This is a genomic window from Micromonospora matsumotoense, from assembly GCF_050951065.1.
Taxonomy (GTDB): domain Bacteria; phylum Actinomycetota; class Actinomycetes; order Mycobacteriales; family Micromonosporaceae; genus Micromonospora; species Micromonospora matsumotoensis.
Map to the genome: position 1 here is coordinate 614438 of NZ_CP192025.1, position 22091 is coordinate 636528.

The following is a 22091-nucleotide window of genomic DNA, read 5'->3' on the forward strand; positions in this document are numbered from 1 at the left end:
TCGCCGCGCGCGCGTCGCACGGTAGCCGTACCGTCATCGACAGAAGCACGTGTCTGACGAGGACGGTGAGGGCGATGGCCCGCGACGGTGAGACCCCCCAGAGTGAGTTCCCCGGCTACCCGACCGCCGACACACTGCGCACCCGGTCGGGCGACCCGGCCGACCCCGACACCCCACCGGCCGACCCGCCCCGCACCGGCGGCGGCCCGGCCCGGGGCCTGCTCTGGGTGCTCGGCGCGGCGGCGCTCGTGGTGGTGGTGCTGCTCGGCACGCAGGTAACCGGGATCTTCCCGGACTTCCGCAACCCGTTCGCCAAGGAGCAGACCGACCGCAGTCAGCCGCCGCTGCTCAAGTCGATCCAGGACCTCAGCCGCTACGTCGCGGCGGAGGGCAACTTCCAGGTCGTGGTCGACCTCCAGAACGACCGCAAGAACGTGCCGGAGTTCCTGCTCAACCAGCGGACCCTCTTTGTCGGGGCGGGCAGCGTCGAGGCGTACGTCGACTTCGGCAAGATCGCCGAGGGGGCGGTGGTGCCGTCCGCGGACGGCAAGTCCGTCGAGGTCAAGCTGCCCGCGCCGCAGTTCGGTCAGACCAACCTCGACCTGGACAAGAGCTACGTCTTCGCCGAGGAGCGCGGCCTGTTCAACCGGATCGGTGACCTGGTCAAGGGCGACCCCAACCGGCAGCAGCAGGTCTACCGGATGGCCGAGGAGCGGATCACCGCGGCGGCCCGGGACAGCGGGCTGGCCCAGCGCGCCGAGGAGAACACCCGCAAGATGCTGGAGGGCCTGCTCCGCTCGCTCGGCTACGAGAAGGTCACCATCACCTACACGGCCCCCTGACCCGGAGCGCCACCACCGCTCGGCTTCCGGGTGGACCACCAGCCGCCACCGGGGCCGCGAGGTGGTGGCGCTGTAGGGGGTGCGACAGCGGTCTTGGTGATCAAGAGGTTTGCGTCAGTCTTGATCTTCAAGTTGACGCAAACCTCTTGATCACCGGGCGCAGTCCCGCCGGGCGTGGTGCCGCCGGGCGTGGTGTCGCTGGGTGACGGCCGGCGTGGTCAGTGGCTGGTGGTGGCGTACCGGTCCTCGTTGGGCATCAGGATCCACATCACCAGGTAGACGATCACCTGGGTGCCGGGCAGCAGCAGGGACAGCAGGAACAGCAGCCGGACCAGGGTGGCCGAGGTGTTGAACCGGCGGGCCAGGCCGGCACAGACACCGGCGAGCATGCGCCCCTCGCGGGGTCGGACCAGTTTGCGACTCATCGTCTAACTCCACTCTGCGGCGATCCGCCGCGCTGCATTCCACGGTAGGAAGGGGCGGCCACCGTGCCCTCAGTCCCGAGGGTGATCCGGTGACCCCGTACCCGTAGGTGGTTACCCGAGTCGGCCCCGGCCGACGCCTCCCGGCGGGAGGGTCCGACGCGGGAGGACGCGACGGGGGTGAGCTGGGCGGGTAGGCTCGCCGGTCGACACCGCCCCCACCCCGGGCGGGATCAGCAGGTCACCGGGGACCCCGGGCGGCCACGGACCCGGCCCGGACCCGGCACCACCCGGGCGACGGCGAGGAAGCGCAGCGATGATCAGTGTCTTCGACCTCTTCAGTGTCGGCATCGGCCCGTCCAGCTCCCACACGGTGGGCCCGATGCGGGCCGCGCGCACCTTCGTCACCGGGCTGAAGGCCGACGGGCTGCTGCACACCGTCACCCGGGTCCGGGCCGAGTTGTTCGGGTCGCTGGGCGCCACCGGCCACGGCCACGGCAGCGACCGGGCGGTGCTGCTCGGGCTGGCCGGCGAGAGCCCGGAGACGGTGGACACCGACAGCGTCGGCCCCCGGGTCGCCGAGATCCGCGACCGGCGTCGGCTCGCCCTGCTCGGCACCCAGGAGATCGACTTCGAGCCGGACCTGGACCTGGTGCTGCACCGCCGCCGGTCGCTGCCGTACCACCCGAACGGGATGGTCTTCTCGGCCTGGGACGCGGCGGGATCGGCGGTGCGCACCCGGACGTACTACTCGGTCGGTGGTGGGTTCGTGGTCGACGAGGCGGCGGCCGGGGCGGACCGGATCACGCCGGACACCACCGCCGTGCGGCACCCCTTCTCGACCGGTGCCGAACTGCTCGGCGTCACCACCGGCACCGGCCTGTCGATCAGCGCGGTGATGCTCGCCAACGAGCTGTCCTGGCGCAGCGAGGCGGACGTCCGGGCCGGGTTGCTGGACATCTGGCGGGTGATGCGGGAGTGCGTGGCCCACGGCGGCGGGCGCGACGGCGTGCTGCCGGGCGGGTTGCGGGTCCGTCGCCGCGCCGCCGAGCTGCGTCGCAGCCTGGAGGCCGACGCCGGCTCGACCGACCCGCTGCGCGCGATGGACTGGGTGACCCTGTTCGCGCTCGCGGTCAACGAGGAGAACGCCGCCGGTGGCCGGGTGGTCACCGCCCCGACGAACGGCGCGGCCGGGATCATCCCGGCGGTGCTGCACTACTACACCCGGTTCGTGCCGGGCGCCTCCGACGAGGGGGTGGTCCGGTTCCTGCTGGCCGCCGGGGCGATCGGGGTGCTGTTCAAGGAGAACGCCTCGATCTCCGGCGCCGAGGTGGGCTGCCAGGGGGAGGTCGGCTCGGCCTGCTCGATGGCCGCCGCCGGCCTGGCCGAGGCGCTCGGCGGCACCCCCGAGCAGGTGGAGAACGCCGCCGAGATCGGCATGGAGCACAACCTCGGGTTGACCTGCGACCCGGTCGGGGGGCTGGTGCAGATCCCCTGCATCGAGCGCAACGCGGTGGCTAGCATCAAGGCGATCACGGCGGCCCGGTTGGCGTTGCGCGGCGACGGGGTGCACCACGTCTCGCTCGACAAGGTCATCAAGACCATGCGCGAGACCGGGGCGGACATGAAGGTCAAGTACAAGGAGACGGCACGCGGCGGCCTGGCCGTCAACGTGATCGAGTGCTGAGGGGCGTTCGTTCACCGACTGCTAACCTGTCGTCCGTTGTTGTCAGGCGGGAGGCGACGGTGACCGCAGGCGTCACGGCGTTGTGGTCGCACCGCAACTCGCTGCGCATCCTGGTCAGGCGCGATCTCGCGGTGAAGTACCAGCAGTCCGTGCTCGGTTACTTCTGGTCGCTGATCGAGCCGCTGGGGATGGGCGCGATCTACTTCTTCGTCTTCGGGGTGCTCTATTCCGGGCCGACCAACCGGCACCTCGGCGAGGCCGCCGGCTCCTACCCGCTCTTCCTGGTCACCGGCATCTTCGCCTGGATGTGGACCAGTTCGGCGCTGAGCGAGGCGACCAACGCGCTGACCGGGCAGTCCCGCCTGATCACCACGATGAACCTGCCCCGGCAGGTCTTCCCGATCGGCCGGGTCACCGGCCGGTTCGCCGAGTACGTCGCCGGCCTGCCGATCCTGCTGGCCGTCGCCGCCGGCTACGCCGCACGCGGCCGGATCGAGCTGGGCTGGTCGCTGCTGAGCCTGCCGCTGGCCGTCGCCGTGCAGGGCACCCTGCTGATCGGGCTGGCCCTGCTGCTCTCGGCGGTCAACGTGCTGATGCGCGACGTGGAGCGGTTCATGCGGCTGGTCATCCGGGTGCTGTTCTATGCCACCCCGATCATCTACCCGTTGAGCCTGGTCCGGGAGTCCGGCATGCCGGGCTGGGTCAAGGTGGCGTACGAGCTGAACCCGCTGGTCGGCATCTTCCAGCTCCAGCACGCCATCTGGTATCCGGACGAGTTCCCGGACGCCCGGCTGCTGACCACCACGGTCGCCGGCAGCCTGCTGGTGCTGGTGGCCGGCTGGTGGGCGTTCCGCCGGCTCGAACCGGCCGTGCTGAAGGAACTGTAGGTGCCGCCGATCATCGAGGCGCAGGGTCTCGGCATCCGCTTCGTCCGCAACCGGCGTCGGCAGTTGCGCCTGCGCGAGCTGTTCATCCATCGGGGCGGCCGGGCCACCACCGGCCAGTTCTGGCCGCTGCGGGACGTCTCGTTCACCGTCGCGCCGGGCGACACGCTCGGCGTGATCGGGCGCAACGGCACCGGCAAGAGCACCCTGCTGCGGCTGATCGCCGGGGTGCTCATCCCCGACGAGGGACGGATCCGGGTCCACGGTGACGTCGCGCCACTGCTGGAACTCTCCGCCGGCTTCTCCAACGACCTGACCGGGCGGGAGAACCTCTACCTGGTCGGCGGGCTGCACGGGCTGTCCCCGGGCTACCTGCGGCGGCACTTCGACGACATCGTCGCGTTCGCCGGTGAGCAGGTGGAACGGGCCATCGACACCGCGGTCCGGCACTACTCGTCCGGGATGAAGGTCCGGCTGGGGTTCGCGATCATCTCGCACCTGCCGCACCCGATCCTGCTGATGGACGAGGTGACCGCGGTGGGCGACGCGGAGTTCCGCCAGAAGTGTTATTCGACGATCGACCGACTGCTCGCGGAGGGGCGCACCTTGGTGCTGGTGTCACACAACGAGAAGGACCTGACCCGGTTCTGCCGTCGGGGGCTCTACCTCGACGGTGGGCGGCTGACCGTGGACGGGACGGTCGCGGAGGCGCTCGACGCGTACCACGCCGCGGTGCCGAGGTGACCCTGGCGATCGTGCTCGCGGTCGGTGCGCCGGCTGCGGGCCTGCCCACCGGCCCGGGCGAACCCCGCATCGACCGGCTCGCCGACCAGTTGCGCCGGGCCGGGGCGGACCGGGTGCACACCGTCGCCGGCCTGGCCGAGCTGGCCGCCCTGGTCGACACCGCCACCGGCCCGGTGCTGGTCACCGGGGCCGATCTGGTCGCGCACACGGCCGTACTGAAGCATCTGGTGACCAGCCCGGTCGGCCCGACGGTGGCCCTGGTGCTCACCGACCCGCCGGCCGCCGGCCAGACGGTGGTGCGCGAGGAGCGCGGGCAGGTGGTCGACGCCGGCCCGGAGCTGCCCGACGCCACCGGCGTCTTCGGTGGCGCGCTGCGGGTCGGCCGGGACGACCTGCCGGCCCTGGCCGCCGCGGCCCGCGCCGCCGGCGGCCCAGGGGGGACGTCGGCCGCCCGGGACGTGGCGGGGGTGGGCGGCAGCCCGGCCACCGTGGACCGGCTGTTCGCGGCGCTCACCGACCTCGGCACCCTGACCTTCGCCCACCGGGTACGCCTGCTCGTGGCGCACCGGGTCGCCGATCCGGCCGGACTGGCCGCCGCCGAGGCGGCGCTGGCCGGGGTGGACGAGGACCGGGCGGAGCTGCGGCTGTCGGTGAAGGAGCGGGACGACTTCTTCACCACCTACTTCGTCAGCACCTGGTCGCCGTACGTGACGAAGGTGTGTGCCCGGCTGGGTCTGACGCCGACCGGGGTCACCATGATCTCGGTGCTGTTCGCGGTGGTCGCGGCGGTGCTCTTCGGGGCCGGTGGCCGAGTCGCCCTGGTGGCCGGCGGGGTGCTGCTCTATCTGGGTTTCGTGCTGGACTGCGTGGACGGGCAGTTGGCCCGCTACACCCGGCACTTCAGCGCCTGGGGCGGCTGGCTGGACACGATGGCCGACCGGGCGAAGGAGTACCTGGTCTATGCGGGGCTGGGTTACGGCGCGACGCACGCCGGGTTCCGCTACGGCTGGGCGCTGGCCATCGCCGCGATGACGTTGCAGACCGTCCGGCACATGACCGACGCCTGGTACGGGGTGCTGCACGACGAGGCGGCAAGGCGACCCCGCCCGGCCACCCCGGCCGCCGGGGGGATCGGCGGGAAGCTGAACGCCGCCTCGACCCGGGTGCAGGCGGACACCGGCTCGGTGTCGTACTGGTTGAAGCGGACGGTGGTCTTCCCGATCGGCGAGCGGTGGGCGCTGATCGCGGTCACCGCCGCGCTGTTCGGGCCGCTGGTCAGCCTGGTCTCGGTGCTGGTGTGGGGGGTGCTGGCGTTCGGCTACACGGGCGCGTTGCGGACCCTGCGGGCCCGCTGGATGTGGGTGCCGGTGCTGGACACGGTCGATGCGACGCTGCACCGTGACGACGGTCCGCTGGCGGCCCGGCTGCCGGTGGTCCGCCCGATGGGCCCGCTGACCCTGGCGGTGCTCGGGGCGCTCGGGCCGGCGGTGCTGCTGGTGGTGGGGCTGTTCCGGTTGGCCGGTGACGGTGACCCGGGTGGCCTGCGCTGGTGGCTGCCGGTGGCGCTGCTGGTGCTGCTGGTGGCCGGGCTGGGCGCGGGCGCGGCGCACAACGGCCCGTTGGACTGGCTGGTGCCGGCGGCGCTACGGGCCGGCGAGTATCTCTTCGCCGCCGTGGTCGGGGTGGTCGGCGGGGTGCCGGCCTGGCTGGTCTTCGGGTACGTCTTCGTGCTGACCGTGCACCACTACGACCTGACCGCCCGGTTGGAGAAGCGGCAGGCGGCCCCGCCGCTGCACCCGTGGACGCTGGGCTGGGAGGGACGCTCGGTGCTGTTGGCAGTGGCAGCGATCGCCGGATTTGCCAGCCCTGTGATGGCTACACTCGGTGCGTACCTTCTTGTGGTTTTCGTGGCGAGTGTCGTCCTGGCCTGGGTCGTCCTGCCGGCCCGGGCCACCCGGGCGGCGGCCGTACCGGCGCGGGGTGGTTCGCCGGGCTGACGACAGGGGCGGCCGGATGACGCTGATCAGCTTCGTCGTACCGGCCTTCCGGGTGCAGGGTTACCTGCGCGAGTGCCTGGACTCGCTGCTCGACCAGCCGGTGCGGGACATCGAGGTGATCGGGGTCGACGACGGCTCCCCGGACGCCTGCGGCGACATCCTCACCGAGTACGCCGCCCGCGACCCCCGGGTACGGGCGCTTCTGCTGCCGACCAACGCCGGCCTCGGTCCGGCCCGCAACGCCGGGCTGGACCGGGCCACCGGCGAGTACGTCTGGTTCCTCGACGGCGACGACTGGCTCGCCCCCGACTGCCTGCCCGAGGTCGCCGACCGGCTCACCGCCACCCGCCCGGACGTGCTGCTGGTGGACCACGTCCGGGTGCACTGGGACGAACGCGCCACCCGCAGCGCCCTGCCGGAGGTCTTCCCCGAGCCGCCCGGCGCGGCGACGTTCCGGCTGGCGGAGCGGCCGGAGGCACTGCGCCTGCTGCACACCGCCTGGAACCGGCTGATCCGCCGGGAGTTCCTGACCGGCCTCGGGCTGCGCTTCGCCCCCGGCTGGTACGAGGACGTCGCGTTCAGCTACCCGGTGCTGCTGGCCGCCGGGCGGATCGGGGTCCTCGACCGGGTCTGCGTCAACTACCGGCAGCGTCGGGCCGGCGCGATCACCCGGACCCTCGACGACCGGCACTTCGAGGTCTTCGACCAGTGGCACCGGGTGTTCCGGTTCCTCGACGAGCGGCCCGACCTGGTCGGCCTGCGCCCGGCGGTCTTCGAGCGGATGATCTGGCACTACCTGACCGTGCTCGGCAACGGCGACCGGATCGCCCCCGCGCTGCGGCCGGCGTTCTTTCAGCGGATCACCGCCGACCACCGGCACTTCCGACCCGCCGGGGGCTATCCGGTGCCGGACGGGTGGGACGGGCTCAAGCACCGGCTGGTCGCCGCCGGCCGGTGGCACACCTTCAGCGCGCTGCGCACCGCCAACCAGGCGCGGGAGACCGCCCGCAGCGCCGGCCGGCGGGCCCGACCGGTGGCCCGACGGACCGCCCGGGGGGCCCGGGACGCGCTGCTGCACGAGTACTACCGGGCCGAACTGCGCCGGCCGATCGATCCGACGTTGGCCGTCTACGCCGCCTACTGGTACCGCGGTTACGCCTGCAACCCGGCGGCGGTCCACGCCGCCGCCCGCCGGCTCGCCCCGCAGGTGCGCGGGGTGTGGATCGTCCGTCGGGACCGGGTCGACACCCTCCCACCCGGCATCGAGTACGTCGTCGCCGGCACCCGGGACTGTCAACGGGTGCTGGCGCGGGCCCGTTGGCTGGTCAACAACGTCAACTTCCCGGATTTCGTCCGCAAGCGCCCCGGTCAGGTGCACGTGCAGACCCACCACGGCACCCCGGTCAAGGTGATGGGGCTGGACCAGCAGCGGTATCCGCTCGGCGCGGTCGGGATGGACTTCGCCGGGCTGCTGCGCCGGGTGGAGCGGTGGGACTACAGCGTCACCTCGAACGCCTTCTCCACCCAGATGTGGGACCGCGCCTATCCGGCGGACTACGTCCGGTTGGAGGTGGGCTACCCGCGCAACGACCGGCTGGTCACCGCCACCGCCGAGGAGGTACGCGCGGTACGGGCCGGGCTCGGCATCACCCCGGCCGAGCGGGTGGTGCTCTATGCGCCGACCCACCGGGAGCACCTGCCCGGCTACCGGCCGCCGTTCGACCCGTACCGGCTGCTGGACGTGCTCGGGCCGGCCGGCCGGCTGCTGGTGCGCAGCCACTACTTCCACGACCGGGACGGCCGGGCCCGGCGACGGGCCGAGGGGCGGGTGGTCGACGTCAGCGCCGTCGCCAGCGTCGAGGACCTCTATCTGGCCGCCGACGTGCTGGTCACCGACTACTCGTCGGCGATGTTCGACTACGCGGTGCTGGACCGGCCGATCGTGATCTACGCGCCGGACCGGGACGCCTACCGGCTGGCCCGGGGGGTCTACTTCGACGTCACCGCCGAGCCGCCGGGCGCGGTCGCGCTGACCTTCGAGGAGTTGCGGGAGGTCTTCCGTGGCGGCGCGGAGACCGGGGAGCCGGCCGAGCGGGCGCGGCAGGCGTTCCGGGAGCGGTTCTGCCGCTGGGACGACGGGCACGCGGCGGAACGGCTGGTCCGCCGGGTCTTCCTCGGCGAACCAGGGTGATGTTCCGGGCGGATCGCCGTACTGGGCCGTAATAGGGCTGTCATCAGTCGAACATGGCACGTTTACCCGATGTGCTAACCCGATGATCCTCGTCACAGTCAACCCGGGGTTCGGTCAAGCTGGGGGAGGAGACGGTGACCACCGTCGCGCTGAAGGACGTCACAAAGGTTTTCCCGGACGGCACAGTCGCCGTCGACAACGTCAGCCTGGACGTGGTCGACGGGGAGTTCATGGTGCTGCTCGGCCCGTCCGGTTGCGGGAAGTCAACCGTGTTGCGGATGATCGCGGGCCTGGCGGAGCCGACCACCGGCGCGGTGATGCTCGACGGTGAGGTCGCCAACGACCTGCCACCGCGCGACCGGAAGATCGCCATGGTCTTCCAGGACTTCGCGCTCTATCCGCACATGTCCGTCGGCGACAACATCGGCTTCCCGCTCAAGCTCTCCGGGGTCGAGCCGGTCCCCCGGGGTGAGCGGGTGCAGGACGTGGCGAGCGCGCTCGGCATCGGCGACGTGCTCGCCCGCAAGCCGAGCCAGCTCTCCGGCGGCCAGCGGCAGCGGGTCGCGATGGGCCGGGCGATCGTCCGCCGGCCGGGGCTCTTCCTGATGGACGAGCCGCTGTCCAACCTGGACAGCGGCCTGCGCGCCGAGCTGCGCGCCGAGATCTCCGCGCTCACCCGCGAGCTGGGCGTCACCACCATCTACGTCACCCACGACCAGGCCGAGGCGCTGACCATGGCCGACCGGGTGGCCATCATGCGCAAGGGCGTGCTCCAGGACGTCGGGACCCCCACCCAGGTGTACGGCCGGCCGGCGACCCTCTACGTCGCCGCCTTCCTCGGCAGCCCCCGGATGAACCTGCTGGAGGCGTCGGTCTACGTCCACCTCGACCGGTATGTCACGCTCACCCTCGGTGACCAGGCGCTCTACCTGCCCTGGGACGACATCCGCAGCCGGGCGGTGGCGCACTACCACGGCGAGCGGATCGTGGTCGGGATGCGGGCCGAGGCGCTCACCCCGGTCGCCCCGGACACCCCCGGCGACGTGCTCCAGGGCCGGGTCCGCTACCTGGAGCACCACGGGCACGAGTCGCTGGCCTTCCTCGACATCGGCGCCACCGCCATCATGGTCGACGAGATGAGCGCCCCCGCCGAGGACGCGGTCCCGGGTCAGCGTGGGCTGCGCCGGTTCGGCCAGGTCATGTCCCGGCTCACCGGGCGGGCCGGCGACCCGGAGGAGGCCCCCCAGCCGCCCGGCGGCAACCGGACCAGCGTGCTGAACGACCCCGGCCGGCACCACCGCCGCCCGGCCGAGCTGGCGGTCCGGCTGGCCCCGTACCCGGCGATCTCGGCGGGACACCCGATGGCGGTCGCGGTCCGGATGGACGCCCTGCACTTCTTCGACGAACGCGGCGACCGCATCGACGTCGGCTGGCGCTGACCCGACCGATGATCAGGAGTGGGCCCGCCCGCCCTGCGGACGGGTCTCGTTCGCACCGTCAACGGGTTGGCAGCTACCCGTCAAGATATTGACACCCGTATAGATTCTTGTGAGGCTTCAGGTATCCCCTCACGCAGAACGGAGCTGTCATGCGCGCGATCCGCAAGATCCTCGCGGCCACCGCCGTCACCGGTGCGACCGCGGTGTCCCTGCTGGCCGGTGCGGCCCCCGCGTCCGCCGACGCCGCCGGAGCCAACGCGTTCGGCTGGTACACGGGTTACGGTTCGGGCTCCTCGGCCTCGTTCGCCATCTGGTCGGCGGAGAACGACGCCAAGTGGAAGGCCCAGTTGGGCGGCTTCAACACGTTCCTCGACTGTCGCACGACCTCCAGCTACAGCACGAAGATCAGCGACTACTACTACACCGCCAACGTGCAGCTCTACTGCTACAACCTGAACTGACGGCACCGCTCGTCGAGCGCGGCGGGGGGGCGTCCGGCGTCGTCGGGTGGGCCCCTGCCGCCCGGGCGCCCGCACCGCTGCCCGCGTGGCGGGCCAGAAAGAGGTTTGCCCGCTCGGCCGGGTGGATAGATTCGTACCGTGCTGGGGCTACCTGCTCATGTGACCGCCTGCCTCTTCGACCTCGACGGTGTGCTGACGCAGACCGCCAAGGTTCACAACGCTGCATGGCGGCAGACCTTCGATGACTTCCTGCGCCAGCGCGCCGGCGCCACCGGGGAGCCGTTCCGCCCCTTCGACCCCGGCCCCGACTACCACCGCTACGTCGACGGCCGACCCCGCGCCGACGGGGTGCGCAGCTTCCTCGCCTCGCGCGGGATCGTGCTGCCCGAGGGGAGCCCCGACGACCCGCCGGGCGCGGACACCGTCAACGGGGTCGGCAACCGCAAGAACGTCGTGCTGCTCGACCGGATCCACCACGACGGCGTCGAGGCGTACCCGGGCTCGGTGGCCTACCTGAAGGCGGCCGAGCGGGCCGGGTTGCGCCGCGCGGTGGTCTCGGCCAGCGCCAACTGCCGCGACGTGGTCGCCGCCGCCGGCCTGGAACCGATGCTCGAGGTACGCGTCGACGGGCTGGTCGCCCGCGCCGAGGGGCTGCGCGGCAAACCGCACCCGGACACCTTCCTCGCCGCCGCCGAGCTGCTCGGCGTGGCCCCCGCCGACGCCGCCGTCTTCGAGGACGCGCTGGCCGGGGTGGCCGCCGGCCGGGCCGGTGGCTTCGGGCACGTGATCGGTGTCGACCGGGCCGGCCAGGCCGACGAGCTGCGCGCCCACGGCGCGGACGTGGTCGTCACCGACCTCGCCGACCTGCTGACCGGGCCGGCCGCATGATCCGGGAACGTGCCTATCCGGTCGAGCCCTGGCACATCCGGGAGACCCGCCTCGACATGGACGTGCTGGCCCAGTCCGAGTCGGTCTTCGCGCTCTCCAACGGTCACATCGGGCTGCGCGGCAACCTCGACGAGGGTGAGCCGCACGGGCTGCCCGGCACCTACCTGAACTCCTTCTACGAGCTGCGTCCGCTGCCGTATGCGGAGGCCGGGTTCGGCTTCCCCGAGTCGGGGCAGACCATCGTCAACGTCACCAACGGCAAGCTGATCCGGCTGCTCGTCGACGACGAACCCCTCGACCTGCGCTACGGCGAGCTGATCAGCCACGAACGGGTCCTCGACCTGCGGGGCGGCACCCTCTACCGGGAGATGCACTGGCGGTCGCCCGCCGGTCGGGAGGTGAAGGTCCGCAGCACCCGGCTGGTCTCCTTCACCCAGCGGTCGGTCGCCGCGATCCACTACGAGGTGGAGGCGGTCAGCGGCCCGCTGCGGCTCATCCTCCAGTCCGAGCTGGTCGCCAACGAGAGCCTGCCGGCGCAGAGCCGCGACCCCCGGGTCGCCGCCGTGCTGGAGTCGCCGTTGCAAGCCGAGGAGGAGCTGACCACCGACGACGGCGGGCTGCTCATCCACCGCACCAAGGTCAGCGGGCTGCGGGTGGCCGCCGGGATGGGGCACGACGTGGACGCCCCGGGCAAGACCACCATCGAGTCCGAGGGGTACGAGGACTGGGTCCGGACCACCATCGGTGGCGTGCTCCAGCCCGGCGAGACGATGCGGGTGGTCAAGTACTTCGCGTACGGCTGGTCCAGCCGGCGCTCGCTGCCCGCGCTGCGCGACCAGGTCGGCGCGGCGCTCGCTGCCGCCCGGCTGACCGGCTGGGACGGGCTGCACCGGGAACAGCGCACGTACCTCGACGAGTTCTGGGACGCCGCCGACGTCCGGGTCGAGGGGGACCCGGAGGTGCAGCAGGCGGTCCGGTTCGGACTGTTCCACGTGCTCCAGGCCGGGGCGCGGGCCGAGCGTCGGCCGATCTCCGCCAAGGGGCTCACCGGCCCCGGCTACGACGGGCACGCCTTCTGGGACACCGAGATGTTCGTCCTGCCGGTGCTGACGTACACCCAGCCCGGCGCGGTACGCGACGCCCTGTACTGGCGGCACGCCACGCTGGAGAAGGCCCGGGAGCGGGCCCGTACGTTGAACCTGGCCGGGGCGGCGTTCCCGTGGCGGACCATCGAGGGGCCGGAGTCCTCGGCGTACTGGCCGGCCGGCACCGCCGCCTTCCACATCGCCGCCGACATCGCCGACGCGCTGCGCCGCTACGTCCTGGTCACCGGCGACCAGCAACTGGAGCGGGACATCGGCCTGGAACTGCTGGTGGAGACCGCCCGGCTGTGGCGCTCGCTGGGCCACCACGACCGCGACGGCCGGTTCCACATCGACGGGGTGACCGGCCCCGACGAGTACACCGCGGTCAAGAACGACAACATCTACACCAACCTGATGGCGCAGCGGAACCTGCTCACCGCCGCCGACTGCGCGATGCGCCTGCGCGACGAGGCGCTCGACCTCGGGGTGACCGAGGAGGAGGCGGCCGAGTGGCGGGACGCCGCCCAGGCCATGCACGTCCCGTACGACGGGGACCTCGACGTGCACGAGCAGGTGGAAGGCTTCACCCGGCTCCAGGAGTGGGACTTCGCCCGCACCCCGGCCGAGAAGTACCCGCTGCTGCTGCACTACCCGTACTTCGACCTGTACCGCAAGCAGGTGGTCAAGCAGGCCGACCTGGTGCTGGCGATGCACTGGCGGGGGGATGCCTTCACCGAGGCGCAGAAGCTGCGCAACTTCCTCTACTACGAGCGGCGCACCGTGCGGGACTCGTCCCTGTCGGCCTGCACCCAGGCGGTGCTCGCGGCCGAGGTGGGTCACCCCGAACTGGCCCACAGCTACCTGCGGGAAGCCGCGCTGATGGACCTGCACGACCTCAACGAGAACACCCGCGACGGCGTACACATGGCGTCGTTGGCGGGGGCCTGGATCGCGTTGGTGGCCGGCTTCGGCGGGCTGCGCGACCACGACGGCGAGCTGTCGTTCGCGCCCCGGCTGTCCAGCGGGTTGAGCCGGTTGGAGTTCTCGTTGCAGTGGCGGTCGATGCGGCTGCGGGTGGACGTCCGGCCGCACCAGACGACCTACTCGCTGCGCAACGGCGGCCCGGGCACGGCGGTGGAGCTGCGACACCACGGGGAGACCGTCCGGGTCACCGCCGCCGCGCCGGTGACCGTGCCCGTGCCGCAGACCCACGAGCAGGCCCCCGCGCCGGAACAGCCGCCCGGCCGGGCCCCGCTGCTCCGCCTCCCGGAGTCCCGCGCCTGATCCCGCCCGTCCCGAGGCGGGGCCCCGCTGACCGGTGGCCCAGCCCGGTTGTGGAGATTTGTTGTCGCTAGAGCGACAACAAATCTTCACAACACCTGCCGGCCGCAGCGTCGGGCCGGTCGGCCGGCGTTAGAACTGGGGGCCGTTGGAGGGGCGGCCACCGGCGTCGCGCGGCGCGACCGCCCGCGGATCGTCCGGGGTACGGGCCTGCGCCGCCTCGTCCGCCCAGTCGGGACCGCGCTCGGCGTCCTGTTCGGGGCGGTCCTGCTCGATGGTCCGGGTCTGCTGACGTGCCTTCCGCTTGGCCATGGCTACACCTCGTGATCCGTGCGGGGCGCGGCTGCGCCGGTGTCCCGCGCGTCTTCCCGCCCGACGCCCCCGCAAACGGCCTCCCACCCCCCCGACCCCCGCACCCCGACATCCCGCACCACGATGCCCTGCACCCCGACGTCCGCCGCGATCGACGCCTCCGTGACCGAGGCGGTGCCCGTCGGGGCCGATGGCGGCTCCGTTCCGCCGCCGCGAGCCGACGCCGGCCGTCCGGTCCGGTCGTCAGGAGTCGAGGTGCCGGATGAAGGCGAGCCGCAGGTGGTTCTTCGGTCGGGCGCCGACGATCGAGCCGACCACCTCGCCGCCGACGAACACCAGCAGGGTGGGCAGCGACATCACCCCGTACGTGCGGGCGGTGGCGGGGTTGGCGTCGGTGTCCACGGTGACCACCCGCAGCCGGTCACCGAACTCCCCGGCCAACTCGGCGAGGTGCCGGGAGGTCCCGACGCAGGGCGGGCACCAGTCCGCCCAGAAGTCGACCACCACCGGCCGGTCGGCGGCGAGCACCGTGTCGGCGAAGGTGGCGTCGGTGACGGCGGTCAGCCGTCCCGCTGCCGTGTCCTGAGGCATGTTTCCTCCCGTTGGATGATGGCCTGGGCGAGCTGGTCGTGCAGCTGCCGCCGTACCGTGCCCAGCCGGTCGAGGTAGGCGTCCACCTCGGCCAGCTTGCGACGCAGCACGGCGACCGAGTCCGGGCAGACGTCCCCGGAGGCGTGGCCGGCCCGCAGGCAGGCCACGAACGGCCGGATGTCGTCGAGGCCGAAGCCGACCGCCAGCAGCGCCCGGATCTCGTGCACCACCCGCAGCTCGGCCTCGTCGTACACCCGGTAGCCGTTGGCCGAGCGGCGTGGCCGGACCAGCCCGTGCGTCTCGTAGTACCGCAGCGTGCGGGTGCTCGTGCCGGCCCGTTGCGCCAGCTCACCGATCAGCATCCGACCTCCCCGGCGGAGTTCCTGGCGTCACGCTAGACCTTGTCGCCGGTGTCAAGGCAACGGGTGAGAGCGGCCACCGGGCGGGTATCCGCCAGCGACCGCACGAGCGGAAGGAGCACCACATGGGGGTACGCGCCGAGGCGACGGTGTCGCTGCGGGACGCCAGGCTGCCGGCGGACGTCGACGGCCCGGACGACGCCGTGGGTGTGGTGCTCTTCGCCCACGGCAGCGGCAGTTCCCGGCACAGCCCGCGCAACGTGGCGGTGGCCCGGGTGCTCCAGCGCCGGAGGCTGGCGACCGTGCTGGTGGACCTGCTCACCGCCGAGGAGGACGCGGTCGACGCCCGTACCGCCGAGTTGCGCTTCGACATCGACCTGCTCGCCGGTCGGCTCACCGGCGTCGTCGACTGGCTCGCTGCCGAACCCGCGCTGGGTCGCCTGCCGATCGGCCTGTTCGGGGCGAGCACCGGTGCCGCCGCCGCCCTGGTGGCCGCCGCCGTACGTCCGCAACGGATCGCCGCGGTGGTGTCCCGGGGCGGCCGGCCCGACCTGGCCGGCCCCGCCCTGTCCGAGGTCCGCGCGCCGACGCTGCTGCTGGTGGGTGGGCTCGACGATCAGGTGATCACGCTGAACGAGCAGGCCGCCGAGGTGCTGGTCGCCCCGTACGAGCTGCGCGTGGTGCCCGGCGCCGGCCACCTGTTCGAGGAGCCGGGCACGCTCGACCAGGTGGCCGACGCCGCTGCCGGGTGGTTCACCCACCACCTCCCCGTCCCGGCCTGACGGCGACCCCTTCCGCCCGGTCACGCCCCGACTCCGTCCCGGCCGTCCTCGGCCCGGCCGTCCTCGGGCGGAGGCCGACAGGCAAGGGGGGCGATGTAGCGGTGTCCCGAGGGCTCGGACACCGCTACATCGCCCCCCTTGCGACGATCTTGGCGGGTGCGCAAAGGCGCTGGGCGCGTCAGGTCGGGGTGGCGGGTGGGTCGTCGTCGTGGCGGTGGTGCGGGCGGTAGGCCGGCGGGGTCGACGCGGCCTGCTCCCGGTGCCGCTGGACGGTGTCGACCACCCGGTAGGCGACCGCCGCGATCGGCACCGAGACGAACGCCCCCGCGATGCCGGCGATCAGCGTGCCCGCCGTGACCACCACCAGGATCACCGCCGGGTGCAGCTGCACCTGCCGCTTCATGACCAACGGCTCCAGCAGGTTGCCCTCGATCTGCTGGACGGCGATCACCGCCGCCAGCACCAGCAGCGCCGTGGTCGGGCCGTTGGCGGCCAGCGCCACCAGGACGGCGACCGCGCCGGCCACCGTCGCCCCGATGATCGGGACGAAGCCGCCCAGGAAGGTGATCAGCGCCAGTGGCAGCGCCAACGGCACCCCGAGCAGCACCAGCGCCAGCCCGATGCCGAGCGCGTCGATGGCCGCGATGAGCATCGTGCCCCGACTGTACGAGCCGAGGGTGCGCCAACCGGCCCGGCCCGCCTCGGCGGTCACCGTACGGTTCGGGCCGGTCATCCGGCGCAGCACCCAGTGCCACATCGACCGGCCGTCCTTGAGCAGGAAGAACAGCAGCACCAGGGCGAGCAGGGCGGAGCCGGCCGCCTCGGCCGCCGTCCGGGCCCCGCCGACCGGGTCCGGGGCGCTGCCGCCCAGGCCGTCGCGGACCTGCTGGACCAGCTTGTCGAGCTGGGCGTCGCTGACCGGCAGGGTCTCGGTGACGAAGTCGCGGGAGCGTTGCAGCCCCTCGTCGAGCTGCTGGCTCAGCTCCCCGAACTGGGCGGCGGTCAGGTTCCACACCAGCACCCCCACCCCGACCAGCACGCCGAGCAGCAGCAGGACGGTCAGCAGCGCGGCCAGCGCGGCCGGCACCCGCAACCGGCGCAGACCCAGCAGCACCGGGTCCAGCAGCGCGGTGAGGAACAGGGTCACCGCCACGGCGATCGCCAGCGGCGCCAGCAGCACCGCCACCTTGCCCAGCAGGTAGCACCCGGACACCACGACCACCAGGCAGGCGCTCCACACCACCGCCGTGCGGACCAGCCAGGGCAGCGTCACCCAGGCCTGCCGTGGGGTGGGGCGGGCGCCTGCGGCCGTCACCTCGGGCGTACGCCCGGTACCGTCCTCGACCACGTCGGATCCTCCTCGGTCTCGGCGGGGTCGATACCCGACCCGGTCGACATCGACACCCGGTGGCTCAACGCCGTGCCGGCTGGTCGGTTCCGCTCAGGACGGTCGCACCCGGACGGCAACGCCCCGCCGGACGACGCCGGCACGGTGCCGCCCGCGCGGTGCTGCCCGCGCGGTGTCGCCTGAACTGTCCTGTCGCGCCGTTCAGCGGGGTGTCGCGCCGGGTCCTTCGTGGTCCGGTCGGCCCCCCGCTCCGGCCCGCCTGCTGCCGTCGTGCTGCGGCGCGCGCCGCGGTGTTTGCGCCCGGGTGGTCGGGGAACGCAACAGGCCGACGACGAGGAGGACATCATGAGCGATTTCATGAACAAGGCCAGGGACTTCGCCGACAAGCACGACAAGCAGGTCGATCAGGGCCTGGACAAGGCCGGCGACTACGCCGACAAGCGGACCGGCGGCAAGTACGACGAGCAGATCGACAAGGGTGTCGACGCGGCCCAGGCGCGCACCGGTGAGGGCGACCAGGGTCGCTGAGCGGTTCCCACTGCCGGGTCCCCCGAACGGGGTGGCCCGGCAGTACTGTGTCAAGGACTGATCACCTCTGGTAACCATCGAGGACTCTCGCTACCATCCGCAGTCATGGCATGACTCACTGTTGGGTCATGCGGGTGGACCGGCCCGCGACTCCGCAGGCCGTCGACGAGAGGGAGCATCCCCGGTGACCGAGACGACGACGCACACCACGAAGGCCCGGCCATTTCCGTTCAGCGAGCCGAACCGGCTCGAGGTCGACCCCTGCTTCGCCGGGCTGCGCCGCGACGAGCCGCTGGTCCGGGTGCAACTCCCGTTCGGGGAGCCGGCCTGGCTCGCCACCCGGCACGCCGATGTGCGCACCGTGTTGGGTGATCCCCGGTTCAGTCGGGCCGCCGCCGTCGGCCGGGACGAGCCGCGCAGCGTCCCCTATCAGCGGGATGTCGGCATCATCGGGATGGACCCGCCCGAGCACAGCCGGTTGCGCCGGTTGGCAGCCAAGGCGTTCACCGCCCGGAGGGTCGAGGAACTGCGCCCGCGCACCCGGGAGTTGGCCGACGAACTGGTGACCGGCATGATTGCCGCCGGGTCGCCGGCCGACCTGGTCGCCCACATCGCCACCCCGCTGCCGATCCAGGTCATCTGCGACCTGCTCGGCGTGCCGGTCGCCGACCAGGACCGGTTCCACACCTGGTCCGAGGCGATCGTGTCGACCACCTCGCTGCGGCCGGAGGTGGCGGAGAGCTACCTCGACCAGCTGCTGTCGTACATGGCGGGCCTGATCGCCCAGCGGCGGGTGACCCCCACCGACGACCTGCTCGGGGCGATGGTCCGGGCCCGCGACGAGAACGCCGACCGGCTCACCGAGAACGAGGTGGTACACCTGGCGGCGGGGCTGCTGGCCGCCGGCCACGAGACCACCGTGACCCAGATTCCCAACCTGGTCTACGTCCTGCTCACCGAGCCGGAGGTCTGGCAGCGGCTGCTCACCGAGCCGGCCCTGGTGCCGTCCGCCGTGGAGGAACTGCTGCGTTTCATCCCGCTCGGTGCCAGCTCCGCGTTCCCCCGGTACGCCCTGGAGGACATCGAACTCGGTGGGGTGCTGGTCCGCGCCGGTGAACCGGTGCTGGTCTCCATCCCCTCGGCCAACCGGGACGAGAGCGTCTTCCCCGACGCCGACCGGTTGGACCTCGACCGGGAGGCGAACCCGCACCTCGCCTTCGGGCACGGCCCGCACCACTGCATCGGCGCCCAACTGGTCCGGGTGGAGCTTCAGGTGGTCCTGGAGACGCTGCTGGCCCGTACCCCGGGCCTGCGGCTGGCGGTGCCCGAGTCGGCGCTCACCTGGAAGAGCGGCCTGTTGGTCCGGGGTCTGACGGCGTTGCCCGTCAGCTGGTAGACGGAAAGGCGGAGGGCAGATGGGGGAGCACGGCTGGCGGGTGCACGTGGACCCGACCCGGTGCATCGGGGCGGGGATCTGCGCGAGCTACGCCCCGGCCCACTTCGTACTGGTGGACGGGTTGTCCCGGCCGTTGGCCGAGCGGATCGACCCGGCGGACGCGGTGCTGGACGCCGCCGAGTCCTGTCCGATGGAGGCGATCGTGGTGTCCGACGCCGCGGACGACAGCCGGATCGCCCCGGAACCGTGACCGGGCGGTGGCCGGCTCCGGCGGGGTACCCGGAGCCGGCCACCGCCCCCGCTCAACCCTGGTCGTCGTGCAGCTCCGCCATGGTGGTGGGCCGCCCGCTCAGCGTGTCCCTGATCCGGTCCACCAGACCCGTGCCGGGGTTGAAGAGCCGGTTCGCCGGCGGGTGGTCCGGAGCGCCGGGATGCGGGCGGGTCGGCAGATGCCGCTTCGCCGCCTGCACCCGGTCGGCCAGCTCGACCAGTTCCTCGTGGGCCACCGCAGCCCGCAACCGGGGAAAGAGCTCCGCCTCCTCCTCCTTCACGTGGTGCCGGATGCTCTTCGTCAGGTGGGAGATCAGCGGCGCGAAGCGGACGTCGGACGGCTCCAGTGGTTCCAGCTCCTTCAGCGTCCGCTCGGCGGCGGCATGCTCGGCGATCTCGTGTTCGGCGAGCTGATCGCCGTCGGGCAACGCCCGGCGGGCGGTCGGGTAGACGTACATCTCCTCGGCGACCGCGTGCCGGACCAACTCGGCGATCAGCACGTCGGCCAGTCGGCGACGATGCTCGGCGGTGCCCTGTCCGGTCTCCAGCTCCACGAAGATCGCCTCGATCTCGTGGTGGTCGGCGGTCAGGATGTCCACGACGTCCTGACCCGTGGCGGCCTGTGCGTTGCTCATCTCGGTGCCCCTTACCGGTTGCGGACGGATCGGCTCCTGGCGGGGCCTGTACCCGCCCGGCGCCACCCGAACCCACCGCCGTCGATGGGAGGGTGCCGGACCCCGGCGGTGCGGGGTCCTAAGCGGACTCGGCGGGCGGGAGGGAGCCCAGCAGACGGGTCACGGTGATCTCGATGACCACCCGCTCGGGGTTCGGACGCGGCTGGCGGTAGCGCTCGGCGTACCGGCGTTCCGCCTCGGCCACCGCCGCCGGGCCGGTGCGCAGTACCGCCCGCCCCTCGACGGTCAGCCACCAGCGGCCGTCGAGGTGACAGGCCGCGACCGGGACGCCCGCCGGGCCGGCGGCGGCGACGTACCGGGCCTTGGCCGAACCACCGGAGGTGATCACCCGGGCCAGCCCGGCCGCCGCGTCGTAGGTCAACCCGACCGGTACGACGTGCGGTGTGCCGTCGGGACGCGGAGTGGTCAGCGTCGCCAGGTGCCGCTCCCGGCAGAAGGCGAGGACACGCTCGTCGTACGGGCCCAACCGATGCCTGCCGGCCATGTCCGTTCCCCGTCCCGTGGCCGGCATCGCCCCGGCTCAGCCCTGATCATGACACGATCTGGCGGGACTGGCCCTGGCCGGGCGCGGTGCCCGAGCCGTCGGGCAGCGTCCCCGCGGGGCCGGGCGGCGGCCGATCGGCGGCCCGGCGGCGGTGGGCCAGGCGACCCAGGTAGATCAGTGCCCCGGCCAGCACACCCATGTCGTCCAGGTAGATCGGGTCGGGCAGCACGTCGACCGGAAGGACCGTGTAGATCAGCGCGCCGTAGAAGGCCACCTTGCCGCCGACGCCGAGCGAGCCGAGCAGCCGTCGGGTACGGATCACCCGTACCGCCAGCAGGACCGCGCCGACCAACGTCGCCAGCGCCAGGATGCCGCCGACGACCACGAGCGCCCACATCTCCCGGGACATGTCCGCAACGCTAACCCAGCCCCGCCCGCCGCGCCGGTCTGCGTCGCCGACCCGGCGGGTCGAGCGGTGGTGGTCGGGTCAGTAGGCGGCGACGGCGGCCCGGCCGCGTGCCACGACGGTGTTCTCCCGGGTGGCTTCCGTCGACGGGCGCGGGCTCTCCGGCATCGGCAGCACCGACTCGGCCCGCTCCGGTCGGCGGTCCCGCGCGGCGAACGCCTCGTCCCGCAGGCTGCGCGCCGCCGCACCGGCCATGTCGGCGGCCCGCCAGGCCGCCTGCTCCCGCGCTACCGCCGCCCGGTGCCGGGCCGCCAGGTGGTCCCGCGTCGCGCGGCGCAGCACCAGTTCCTGCTCCACCGGGTGCCGGCGCGGGTCCCAACCGGCGCGGTGCGCGAAGACGTCGTCGAGCTGCGCGTCCGACAGGTCGCCCCGGCGGTGCGCGTCCACGGCGGCCCGGTGCAGCCAACGCTCCCGGTCGGCGTACTCGGCCGGGGTCTGGCCGGTGTGCGGCAGCGGCATGGCCGCGGCGGCGACGAGCCGGCGCAGGTGCGCCTCGGCCGACTCCAGGGTCGTCCAGGCCGACTCGACCTCGTCCTGGGCGGCCAGCCACTCGGCGCGCAGCCGGCCGGCGGTGGCGCCCGCCCGGTCGGCCGCCACGGCGACCTCCCCGGCGTACCGGGTGTGCTCCCGGTCCTGCTCGGCGCGGTCCGGGTCGGTCGGCAGGGCGGCCTCCCGGAACCGGCCGGCCACCGCCAGCCGCAGCCGGCCGGGACGGACCACCAGGGCCGCGACGGCGACGGCCGCGACGGCGAGCAGGATCAGCCAGATGACGGCGGCGGCGGGGACGTCGGGCAGGACGGCGGAGAAGACGGTCTGCATCACCAGCACCTCACGGTGGAACAACGATGTGGACGGACGGGAGCCCGGCAGGGGGCGGGAGCTGTGGGCGGCGGGTCCGGAGAGGACCGGTCCGGATCGGACCGGCTCGCTTCGGGCCGG

General features: G+C 72.9%; 23 protein-coding genes. 14 read left to right on the plus strand and 9 right to left on the minus strand.

Features of this window, described 5'->3' with window-relative positions; translation table 11 throughout:
- Positions 1-74: 74 nt before the first annotated feature.
- Positions 75-842, plus strand: a complete 768-nt coding sequence (locus tag ACQP1S_RS02985; protein WP_432902698.1) for a DUF4230 domain-containing protein — start codon at positions 75-77, stop codon at positions 840-842.
- A gap of 218 nt (positions 843-1060) precedes the next feature.
- Here the strand turns inward: ACQP1S_RS02985 and ACQP1S_RS02990 are convergent, their stop codons facing one another.
- Positions 1061-1267: a PspC domain-containing protein gene (locus ACQP1S_RS02990; RefSeq protein ID WP_091244791.1), complete on the minus strand. Its 207-nt coding sequence runs from the start codon at positions 1265-1267 to the stop codon at positions 1061-1063.
- Between the two features lie 313 nt (positions 1268-1580).
- Here ACQP1S_RS02990 and ACQP1S_RS02995 point away from each other — a divergent pair, with 313 nt between their 5' ends.
- From ACQP1S_RS02995 to ACQP1S_RS03035, 9 genes are all read left to right on the plus strand, one after another.
- Entirely contained in the window at positions 1581-2951 is a 1371-nt protein-coding gene (locus ACQP1S_RS02995) for an L-serine ammonia-lyase (protein WP_432902701.1), read from the plus strand.
- Positions 2952-3010: 59 nt separating this feature from the next.
- A complete protein-coding gene (locus ACQP1S_RS03000; RefSeq protein WP_432902704.1) occupies positions 3011-3838 on the plus strand; it encodes an ABC transporter permease in 828 nt (275 codons plus the stop codon).
- Entirely contained in the window at positions 3839-4579 is a 741-nt protein-coding gene (locus ACQP1S_RS03005) for an ABC transporter ATP-binding protein (RefSeq protein WP_432902707.1), read from the plus strand.
- A complete protein-coding gene (locus ACQP1S_RS03010) occupies positions 4576-6576 on the plus strand; it encodes a DUF5941 domain-containing protein (protein ID WP_432902710.1) in 2001 nt (666 codons plus the stop codon). Before ACQP1S_RS03005 ends, ACQP1S_RS03010 begins: the two co-directional genes overlap by 4 nt.
- 16 nt (positions 6577-6592) lie before the next feature.
- Positions 6593-8767 (plus strand): bifunctional glycosyltransferase/CDP-glycerol:glycerophosphate glycerophosphotransferase, encoded by a 2175-nt coding sequence (locus ACQP1S_RS03015; RefSeq protein ID WP_432902712.1) that lies wholly within the window; start codon positions 6593-6595, stop codon positions 8765-8767.
- Between the two features lie 134 nt (positions 8768-8901).
- On the plus strand, positions 8902-10206 hold the full coding sequence (locus tag ACQP1S_RS03020) for an ABC transporter ATP-binding protein (RefSeq protein WP_091244813.1): 1305 nt from the start codon (positions 8902-8904) through the stop codon (positions 10204-10206).
- A 149-nt stretch (positions 10207-10355) separates the two neighbouring features.
- Positions 10356-10667: a hypothetical protein gene (locus ACQP1S_RS03025; RefSeq protein WP_091244816.1), complete on the plus strand. Its 312-nt coding sequence runs from the start codon at positions 10356-10358 to the stop codon at positions 10665-10667.
- 138 nt (positions 10668-10805) lie between these two features.
- Complete coding sequence (locus tag ACQP1S_RS03030; RefSeq protein ID WP_432902716.1) at positions 10806-11555, plus strand: beta-phosphoglucomutase family hydrolase; 750 nt, start codon at positions 10806-10808, stop codon at positions 11553-11555.
- Positions 11552-13924, plus strand: a complete 2373-nt coding sequence (locus tag ACQP1S_RS03035; RefSeq protein WP_432902719.1) for a glycoside hydrolase family 65 protein — start codon at positions 11552-11554, stop codon at positions 13922-13924. The genes ACQP1S_RS03030 and ACQP1S_RS03035 overlap by 4 nt, the downstream gene beginning before the upstream one ends.
- 129 nt (positions 13925-14053) lie before the next feature.
- Here the strand turns inward: ACQP1S_RS03035 and ACQP1S_RS03040 are convergent, their stop codons facing one another.
- From ACQP1S_RS03040 to ACQP1S_RS03050, 3 genes are all read right to left on the minus strand, one after another.
- Positions 14054-14233, minus strand: coding sequence for a hypothetical protein (locus ACQP1S_RS03040; protein ID WP_091244826.1), 180 nt, complete (start codon positions 14231-14233; stop codon positions 14054-14056).
- Between the two features lie 243 nt (positions 14234-14476).
- Entirely contained in the window at positions 14477-14824 is a 348-nt protein-coding gene (locus tag ACQP1S_RS03045; RefSeq protein WP_091244829.1) for a thioredoxin family protein, read from the minus strand.
- Positions 14794-15186 (minus strand): MerR family transcriptional regulator, encoded by a 393-nt coding sequence (locus ACQP1S_RS03050; protein ID WP_432902723.1) that lies wholly within the window; start codon positions 15184-15186, stop codon positions 14794-14796. The genes ACQP1S_RS03045 and ACQP1S_RS03050 overlap by 31 nt, the downstream gene beginning before the upstream one ends.
- Before the next feature lie 122 nt (positions 15187-15308).
- Here ACQP1S_RS03050 and ACQP1S_RS03055 point away from each other — a divergent pair, with 122 nt between their 5' ends.
- A complete protein-coding gene (locus tag ACQP1S_RS03055; RefSeq protein ID WP_432902726.1) occupies positions 15309-15965 on the plus strand; it encodes a dienelactone hydrolase family protein in 657 nt (218 codons plus the stop codon).
- Positions 15966-16143: 178 nt separating this feature from the next.
- On the opposite strand, the gene ACQP1S_RS03060 is transcribed toward ACQP1S_RS03055, so the two are convergent.
- Complete coding sequence (locus ACQP1S_RS03060) at positions 16144-17313, minus strand: AI-2E family transporter (RefSeq protein WP_432902729.1); 1170 nt, start codon at positions 17311-17313, stop codon at positions 16144-16146.
- Positions 17314-17658: 345 nt separating this feature from the next.
- Between ACQP1S_RS03060 and ACQP1S_RS03065 the strand changes: the two genes are divergently transcribed.
- The 3 genes from ACQP1S_RS03065 (at position 17659) to ACQP1S_RS03075 (ending at position 19487) form a co-directional block, all read left to right on the plus strand.
- Entirely contained in the window at positions 17659-17841 is a 183-nt protein-coding gene (locus tag ACQP1S_RS03065) for an antitoxin (RefSeq protein ID WP_091244839.1), read from the plus strand.
- A 184-nt stretch (positions 17842-18025) separates the two neighbouring features.
- Positions 18026-19237, plus strand: a complete 1212-nt coding sequence (locus tag ACQP1S_RS03070; RefSeq protein WP_432902732.1) for a cytochrome P450 — start codon at positions 18026-18028, stop codon at positions 19235-19237.
- A gap of 19 nt (positions 19238-19256) precedes the next feature.
- The gene (locus ACQP1S_RS03075) at positions 19257-19487 is read left to right on the plus strand and encodes a ferredoxin (protein WP_357887901.1); all 231 of its coding nucleotides are present in this window, start codon (positions 19257-19259) and stop codon (positions 19485-19487) included.
- A gap of 52 nt (positions 19488-19539) precedes the next feature.
- On the opposite strand, the gene ACQP1S_RS03080 is transcribed toward ACQP1S_RS03075, so the two are convergent.
- From ACQP1S_RS03080 to ACQP1S_RS03095, 4 genes are all read right to left on the minus strand, one after another.
- Positions 19540-20142: a hemerythrin domain-containing protein gene (locus ACQP1S_RS03080; RefSeq protein WP_432902736.1), complete on the minus strand. Its 603-nt coding sequence runs from the start codon at positions 20140-20142 to the stop codon at positions 19540-19542.
- A 118-nt stretch (positions 20143-20260) separates the two neighbouring features.
- Positions 20261-20686: a TIGR03618 family F420-dependent PPOX class oxidoreductase gene (locus ACQP1S_RS03085; RefSeq protein ID WP_432902739.1), complete on the minus strand. Its 426-nt coding sequence runs from the start codon at positions 20684-20686 to the stop codon at positions 20261-20263.
- Between the two features lie 46 nt (positions 20687-20732).
- Complete coding sequence (locus ACQP1S_RS03090; RefSeq protein WP_432902742.1) at positions 20733-21095, minus strand: hypothetical protein; 363 nt, start codon at positions 21093-21095, stop codon at positions 20733-20735.
- Positions 21096-21173: 78 nt separating this feature from the next.
- On the minus strand, positions 21174-21971 hold the full coding sequence (locus ACQP1S_RS03095; RefSeq protein WP_432902745.1) for a hypothetical protein: 798 nt from the start codon (positions 21969-21971) through the stop codon (positions 21174-21176).
- Positions 21972-22091: the final 120 nt, after the last annotated feature.